This window comes from Desulfovibrio sp. 6_1_46AFAA (assembly GCF_000224635.1).
GTDB lineage: Bacteria > Desulfobacterota > Desulfovibrionia > Desulfovibrionales > Desulfovibrionaceae > Desulfovibrio > Desulfovibrio fairfieldensis.
In genome coordinates this window covers 1-595 of the sequence record NZ_JH114316.1, presented here as the reverse complement: position 1 = coordinate 595, position 595 = coordinate 1, and the positions used below count along the sequence as shown (strand labels likewise).

Below are 595 nucleotides of genomic sequence, written 5' to 3'. Positions count from 1 at the left end.
TTTTTCCGAAATTGGGTGCTCGGGGCGGAGCGGGAGGCCGGGGCCTGGCATAGAGATGAAATTCGGAATGTTGAAGGTCACTTCGGTGTTTTCCCTGTAAGCGGTGGCGGATGGTTCTTATACGGTGATGGTGCTTGGGGGCCTGACCCCAATCTAAAAATTAATGTTTCTTATGGCACGGGCTTTCCCACGGGCAACAATCCTAGCCCTAAATTTATGCTTTCCAATGTTGTCCCCACCGGCCCGCAGAACGTGCCGCCCCACGTCCATCAGCCCGTGGTCATCTATCTAGGCCGGGCGGCCCAGGTATAGGATGATCGGCTGCCAAATATGCTCCGGTACGTTCTTGGGGCCGGTCGGGACGGCATTGGAAAAAGCAAACTTGGGCAATAAATAGTTGCCCGATACCACACTATCCACAGAGGCAACGACAGTCTTCCTCGAGGGATCCTTCCCCCAAAGCCCGTCTCCATAAAAACCGTATCCTGTACTACCCGGCGCAGGGAGCACAGCGAAGTGACCTTCAGCATCCCGAATTTCATCTCTTCCCCACGCGCCCGCCGTCCCATCCGCTCCGAGCACCCAATTTCGGAAA

General features: G+C 55.6%; 1 pseudogene. It reads left to right on the top strand.

The annotated features are described in order from the left end of the window. Positions 1-312: pseudogene (locus tag HMPREF1022_RS18745) on the top strand (hypothetical protein); the annotation flags it as partial. Positions 313-595 lie beyond the last annotated feature (283 nt).